A 6,582-nucleotide genomic window follows, 5' to 3' on the forward strand; every position below is an offset into this window, starting at 1 on the left:
ATGTAGGGACAATTCATGATTTATACTCCGAAAATGTAGGGACAATTCATGATTTATACTCCGAAAATGTAGGGACAATTCATGATTTATACTCCGAAAATGTAGGGACAATTCATGAATTGTCCCTACCAAGGGTTTCAGTTCCAAACGCCATCGACAGAAATTGAAAATTGAATCTTCTATGCAAACTCTAATTAAGTAGATCGTAGGTTATCTCGTTCCCAGGTTCTACCTGGGAACGCTCTCTTCAGGTTCTACCTGAATATTGCTTTAAGGCAGAGCCTTAAATATTGTGTTTCAAGGCAGAGCCTTGAAACAAGGGTATTTTCTCAAAAAAAATCGACCCGCCGCTAGGCGGGAAAAAGAGAAAAAGAGAAAAAGGGAAAAAAGGGAAAAAAGGCAAAAAGGGTTACAGAGTCCTCCCAGCACCGCACGCAACCCGAAAACCGTAGTTGAAGTCGTCGATGCCGGGGATGCCCCAGTTGCGGCAGGCAGAACGACAGACATTAGGGAGGTCGTACCAAGAACCGCCGCGCAGACACTTACGAGACTGAGAACGATTATCATTCTTGATAAACCACGCCGATCCATCCGTCGGCGCTCCGATATAGTTATCATGCCAATCGTCTTCGCACCACTCCCAAACATTGCCAATCATGTCATAGAGTCCCCAAGCATTGGGTTTTTTCTGTCCCACAGGATGAGTTTTATCCTGAGAATTTGCGCTATACCAAGCGTAATCTCCTAGCTGATTAGCATCATCACCGAAATAAAAGCGAGTAGTAGTCCCCGCACGACAAGCATATTCCCATTCCGCTTCTGTGGGGAGACGATAGGTTTTCCCTGTTATCTGACTCAATTTCCGACAAAAGGCTTGAGCATCGTTCCAACTAACATTTTCTACCGGATTTTGGGGATTGTTTTTAAAGTGAGAGGGATTGGTTCCCATTACTGCTTGATATTGTGCCTGAGTCACTGGATATTTACCAATCGCAAAACTGTTGACTTTAACTTGGTGTGGAGGCTTTTCCCAATCCCTAGCATCGGGATCACTGTCAGGAGATCCCATGATAAATTCACCTGCTGGTAAGCTCACCATCTCCAGTGTGACTCGATTGGGTAGTTTTTCGGTAAATAGAGTAGGTGAAGCAATTAGGGGTATTGGTGAAACAGGCTTTTTGACTGCTGCCGGTGCTGGTGGAGGTGACGGGGGAGAAGTCCATCCCACAGGTTGTAAGGCATTTAAAACCTGTTGTGCTGTCCATCTTTGTTTTCTATCTTTTTGCAAACACCCTTCAATAATCTGTTTAAACTCTTTCGGTAAACTGGGGATTTGTAGCTCACAATTCATCACCTTCGCCATTAACTGGTTAATATCATTATTAAACTTATAGGGAAGTTGATTAGTCGTCATTTCGATTAACATAATACCTAATGACCACAAATCCCAAGCTGAGGAAATATCCCCCCTAAAGGCTTCGGGAGGCATATAAATAATTGTACCGCTATTGTGGACTGTTTGAGTGTGGCTTTTGTTATTTAAAGTTCTAATTAAGCCAAAATCTGCTAACTTGTATTGTTGATTAACCTTGAGGATATTACCCGGTTTTAAATCTCGATGGACTTTATTTTGTCCATGAAGATAATTTAAACCTTGGGCGACTTGAGCAGTAATATTTTTAATCTCATCCGCTGACAAACCGCCTTTGGCGATGTGATTTTCTAGGCTACCCTGTGCCAATTCCATCACTAAATAAAGCATTTCTGTATTAAAAAAAGTAAATTCCCCCACCGAATAAGCCTTAATTAAATTAGAATGTTCTAACTTTCTGGCATTTTTTAACTCAATTAATTTATCATCGCTACTTTCGGGGATAACTTTAACAGCAACTTCTTGAACCGATGTATTTCTGACCATTTCACTAGCATGAAATACACCCCCAAAACCACCCGCACCAAGAAACTTATTAAGACGATAAGAGTTTATTCGTTGCCCTTCCAACATCTTCATCATTTGGTCTAGCATAATAATAACTCCTGAATTAACCAATTTTTACGTTGTGTAACTATCCTATTAAGTGAGTGGTTATAATTATTAAATTGAAGATAGATTGTGCCTTTGATCCCCCCTTGATCCCCCCTTGATAAGGGGGGCGCGGCTCCCCCCTTGATAAGGGGGGTATGGAGAATCTGACAATGGTTACTCGGTCTTTTTGTCTCTATATGATAGGGCAAAACCGACTCGATCAAATGCTCGATGTCCGATTCTAACGAACCAAATTTGAGCATCGGTCAATCGGGTTAAAAGTTGATTTGGAAACTGTGAGGATATCTTTGGCTAATTCAAAAGCACCTGTTTTGATATCAATAACTACAATCTTCCCATGATTGTCCTTCTCAACCTGCTGACGCAGCCGAGACTGATAGATTTCCTGTCCACGTCGGACAAATTTTTCTTTGTTATAGCAAGGGTGTTGTAATGTCATTAGTTAGACCCTGTTGCAACGTTTGTCCCTCTATTTTAATCTAGGCTTTCAGCTTTGCTGTCAGTGGGGAATAATAGTCACCCCATTTCCTGAAAAATATTAAGAGATGTAACTATTTATGCCTAAGCTAGAAAGTGATTACTCAACAGGGGTGAGATCAGGATAGTCTAGATCGAGCAGTCCGATAGATGTTTAGTTAAATTCCTACTTCAGATATGTCCGTTTCTAGTCCTCCTCGTTCCCTGCGTATCGGTTCGCGTAAAAGTCAGTTAGCCCTAGTACAAACCTATTGGGTACAGGCAGAATTGAGTAAACACCACCCCCATCGACAGTTTGAGGTGGAGACGATGAGTACCCAAGGCGATAAAATTCTCGATGTGGCCCTAGCGAAAATCGGTGATAAGGGTTTATTTACCAAAGAACTAGAAGTGGGAATGTTGGATAGATCGATCGATCTTGCCGTCCATTCTCTCAAGGATCTGCCCACTAATTTGCCCGAAGGCTTAATCTTGGGTTGCGTCACGGAAAGAGTTAATCCGGCCGATGCTTTGGTGGTAAATAGCCAAAACCAAGACTATCAATTAGACACTTTACCGGAAGGTGCGGTGGTGGGGACTTCTTCCCTGCGGCGATTGGCCCAGTTGCGTTACCATTATCCCCATCTGACTTTTAAAGATGTGCGCGGCAATGTCAACACCCGTCTGGCAAAACTGGACGCGGGAGAATACGACGCGATTATTCTGGCAGTAGCGGGATTGGAAAGGTTAGGATTAGGCGATCGAGTTCATCAGGTTATTCCGGCGGAGATTTCTCTCCATGCGGTGGGACAGGGGGCTTTAGGGATAGAATGCCGCGATGGAGATCCGGAGGTTTTGGAAGTCCTAAAAGTGTTGGAACACGCCCCTAGCCGCGATAGATGCTATGCTGAACGCGCTTTTTTACGCGAGTTGGAGGGGGGTTGTCAAGTTCCCATCGGAGTGAATACGGCGATCGAGGATGGTATCCTAACTTTAACGGGTATGGTGGCTAGTCTCGACGGTAAGCGCCTGATTAAGGACTCGGTTAGCGGTGATCCTAGCCATGGGGAAGTCTTAGGACGAGATTTAGCCCATAAAGTGCGCGAGGCTGGTGCTGGAGAGATTTTAGCCCAGATTTTCGCTGAAGTGGGCCGATAATCAGTTATCAGCGCCCATTAACCCTACACCTCACACCCTGCCGCTGCAGGATTAATTTTTGGGCTTTATCTCACTGTCGAGTCAAGAGGCAAAAATACAAATAAAGCGAGAACTGTCGCCCTTGCAGTTCCCGCTCTATTATTGTTGTATTGTTGGAGTATCTAACCCCCGAATATTGAGTTAAATTAGTACAAATCTTCTTCTTTGTGGGTGACGATCACACAGTCAGAAGTAGGATAGGCCACACAGGTGAGGACATAATGCGCTTCAATTTGATCGTCATCTAAGAAGGATTGCTCGGATTGATCAACGCTACCGGATTCGATTTTACCAGCGCAAGCAGAACAAGCACCAGCACGGCAAGAAGAAGGTAAATCTAATCCTTTTTCTTCCGCTACCTCGAGAATATATTCATTATCGGGAACATCAATTGTATAATCGCCATCGGGTGTTTTCAGGGTGACTTTATAAGTGGTTGTCTTTATTTTCTTTGCCATAGGTTGTTCCTCAGTCTCAAAATCCCTTCTCTCCCCGTTTAGACTGAACGGGTCGAATGAGTTTCCTTTTTGATACTACGGGAAAATTTACCCGGCTCAACTTACCATTAGTAATGACAGCCTTAAATAAACTTAAAATAATATTTACTTATCTCTTGAGTAAATAACTCCCGATAGTTGTGGTTGAATCGTCAAATAATTTCATCAATCTTTAGGTAATAAGTGGTCGGACAACATTAAAGTTTTTTAGCCATCAGCTGGAAAAGCTAAAAGTCAAGAGTTGGGAGTGGGCGAGATGCAGAAGAAAAAAGCTTAATCCTGCAAAAAAGCGAGAGGATAACTCATATTCTCAGCAAAACCCAAGATACCTTGATCCCGATGCTCATAGAGTAAATTTCCTTGACTATCAAATAAAAAAGTCCCTCCCCGTTGGGTGAGATAACTACTATCGGGGATATATGTTGACCAATTGCCCAAAACTTGACCCATATTACGCAGTCTCAGGGTGGCTAATTCAAAAGGTCGCTGAAAACCTTGACCCCCAGCAAGATTGAATAGGGAACCCCGGAAAGGTGGTAAAGGCCGCGCTTGCATTGTTTCCTCCTCGGCAATTAATTGGGGGGCTTTGCGATCGCCAAGATAACCCCGCAGCACTTCGGCCAGAGTCCCCGGACTACCCACACCCGCACACATAAAAATTAGATTTAACCAAGCATTTTGCCCGGGAGAAAACCCAGGTAATTTTAACGATAAACCGCGATAAAGTCCTAATAAATTGTGTAATTCAGCTTTGGGGTCAACAAAAAGCCAATCTTGCCGAAATTTCGTATATTCAGCGAATTTTAACCCTGAATTGCGATCGCCGATACCGATGGCACGAATGGTTATCCCGGCATTTTGCCAAAGGGCTGCCTCTTTTTCTAACCACCAAGCGTATTCGAGACTATCAAAATCTCCCAATTGCGGCCAAACAAGAATTAAAAGACGTTTATAATCGGCACAATCGCTTAAAATTGGCACTATTTGCCCATCGCTGACCCTTTGGCGTTGAATTGTTGAAAATATTTCATAGCTGCTGCTCATAGGTAAATTTCTCCTAATAAAACCGCTGCTTTTGCCCCCGTGACTTGCGGTAAATTACCCGGGAAATTGTGCCAGCGCCAATAGGCCAAAAGGGCAAAAGCGATCGCTTCTTTAAAATCGCTATTTAATCCTACCTCATCGGTGGTCAAAAGCTTGACATTTGACCCCAAATGTGCTAGGAGTCGTTGGCGCAGGTAGGCATTACGAGCGCCACCACCGCAGAGCAGCACTTCCGCGGGCATTTCTGGCAAAAAGGTTTGATAGCTGTGGGCGATCGAAATGGCGGTTAAATCGGTTAAACTAGCCAACCAGTCGGCATCACTGAGGCAATAAGCTTGGGCATCCTCGCGCAATTGGGCTAGATAGGCGGGGCTAAATAACTCTCTGCCGGTGGATTTAGGGGGATATTGTTGAAAATAAGGCTCCTGTAGCCATTTATGAACTAATTCGGAGCAGGGTTGACCCTGGGCCGACCATTGACCGTTATGGTCGTAGGTTTGTTGGCCTTGGCTCAAAAATTGTACGGCCAAATCGATGAGGACGTTGCCGGGGCCAGTATCCCAACCGAAAATTTTTTGCTGCCAATTTTCCCTTTGTCGGGGGGGTAGATAGGTTAAATTGCCAATACCGCCGATATTTTGAACACAGCGGGCTTTGGTGGGGTGAGAAAGCAGATAAGCGTCAATTTTCGGCACTAGGGGCGCACCGTGACCAGCTTGGGCGATATCGGCAGCGCGAAAATTACTAATGGTGGGAATACGGGTGATTTTTGCGATCGCTGCTCCCCGTCCTAATTGTACCGTGTAACCGAGGCGATCGTTTGCGGGGGGTCGATGAAAAACGGTTTGACCGTGACTGCCGATTAATTGGGCTTTTGGGGCTTCTTTTTGGATATTTAAAGCGGCTTGGGCGAATTCTGCGGCGATGTTATCATCTAAGCTGGCTAAAGCTTCAAGGTCGAGCTTTTCTCCCCCACAGACTTGTAAAATTGTCTCGCGTAATCGGGGGGAATAGGGATAGGTTTCTCCAGCTAATAACTGCACCTGTGGAGATTCCACTGTACCGCTAATCTCCACTAAAGCGGTATCGATACCATCCACCGATGTGCCACTGATTAAACCGATAACTAACAAGTTTTTTCCCTCAACTGTCGATTGTTGATTATTTTATCTTGAATGTCGGGGTGAAGACCGTTCGGACCTCGGCGTGAGCTTTTGTCGAACGCTGAGATCACGGCCGAAGCCCTCGCTTGAGCGCGATGGGATGAAACCCCGACCAGTATAAAACAGCACTTCGACAAGCTCAGTGACACGAAGCACGACATTTCGACACATTTCGACA

The 6,582-nt window shown here is 44.6% G+C and carries 5 protein-coding genes and 1 pseudogene; 1 reads left to right on the plus strand and 5 read right to left on the minus strand.

The genetic code is table 11. The annotated features are described in order from the left end of the window. Nucleotides 1-409: 409 nt before the first annotated feature. Together IM500_RS09160 and IM500_RS09165 are read right to left on the minus strand one after the other, a co-directional pair. Nucleotides 410-2,026 carry an SUMF1/EgtB/PvdO family nonheme iron enzyme gene (locus IM500_RS09160; RefSeq protein WP_287738169.1) on the minus strand — a complete coding sequence of 539 codons (1,617 nt, stop codon included), beginning with the start codon at nucleotides 2,024-2,026 and terminating at the stop codon, nucleotides 410-412. 174 nt (nucleotides 2,027-2,200) lie between these two features. Then, nucleotides 2,201-2,486: pseudogene (locus IM500_RS09165) on the minus strand (hypothetical protein). 215 nt (nucleotides 2,487-2,701) lie between these two features. Between IM500_RS09165 and hemC the strand changes: the two are divergent. Beyond that, nucleotides 2,702-3,661 carry a hydroxymethylbilane synthase gene (gene hemC, locus IM500_RS09170; protein WP_149988724.1) on the plus strand — a complete coding sequence of 320 codons (960 nt, stop codon included), beginning with the start codon at nucleotides 2,702-2,704 and terminating at the stop codon, nucleotides 3,659-3,661. Between the two features lie 185 nt (nucleotides 3,662-3,846). Here hemC and IM500_RS09175 read toward each other — a convergent pair whose 3' ends face one another. The 3 genes from IM500_RS09175 to IM500_RS09185 all read right to left on the minus strand — a co-directional run bounded on the left by IM500_RS09175 (nucleotide 3,847) and on the right by IM500_RS09185 (nucleotide 6,374). Beyond that, complete coding sequence (locus tag IM500_RS09175) at nucleotides 3,847-4,158, minus strand: ferredoxin (RefSeq protein ID WP_012266930.1); 312 nt, start codon at nucleotides 4,156-4,158, stop codon at nucleotides 3,847-3,849. 312 nt (nucleotides 4,159-4,470) lie between these two features. Further along, on the minus strand, nucleotides 4,471-5,241 hold the full coding sequence (locus IM500_RS09180) for a peroxiredoxin-like family protein (RefSeq protein ID WP_287738170.1): 771 nt from the start codon (nucleotides 5,239-5,241) through the stop codon (nucleotides 4,471-4,473). Continuing rightward, on the minus strand, nucleotides 5,238-6,374 hold the full coding sequence (locus tag IM500_RS09185) for an anhydro-N-acetylmuramic acid kinase (protein WP_190722291.1): 1,137 nt from the start codon (nucleotides 6,372-6,374) through the stop codon (nucleotides 5,238-5,240). Before IM500_RS09185 ends, IM500_RS09180 begins: the two co-directional genes overlap by 4 nt. Nucleotides 6,375-6,582: the final 208 nt, after the last annotated feature.

The organism is Microcystis sp. M179S2, assembly GCF_020245805.1.
In the GTDB taxonomy this organism is placed as follows: domain Bacteria; phylum Cyanobacteriota; class Cyanobacteriia; order Cyanobacteriales; family Microcystaceae; genus Microcystis; species Microcystis aeruginosa.